Raw genomic sequence first — 232 nt, 5'->3', positions numbered from 1 at the left:
GCACTGCCCTCGGCCACCGCCCTCGTGGCCGCCCCGGACATCGCCTCCGTGGCGGACCAGAACCGCGCGCTGGCCCGGCAGCTCCCCGAAGCCGCCGACCTGTGGATCTTCACGACGACGGCGCACCGCTACGCCGACGCCGTGCCCTGGCAGCTGCTGGTCGGGGCCGCCGACCGCGACATCACCGTGGCCGGCGGGCTCGGCCGCGGGCCCGAGGGCGCGGCGGGGGGCA

At 78.9% G+C, this 232-nt stretch carries 1 pseudogene; it reads left to right on the top strand.

Features of this window, described 5'->3' with window-relative positions:
* A pseudogene (locus tag KVS67_RS13480) lies at positions 1 to 232 on the top strand (ABC transporter); the annotation flags it as partial.

Source organism: Micrococcus sp. GbtcB5 (assembly GCF_019091605.1).
Taxonomy (GTDB): domain Bacteria; phylum Actinomycetota; class Actinomycetes; order Actinomycetales; family Micrococcaceae; genus Micrococcus; species Micrococcus luteus.
The sequence above is the reverse complement of the archived record's forward strand: the minus strand, read 5'-3'. Positions and strand labels throughout refer to the sequence as shown.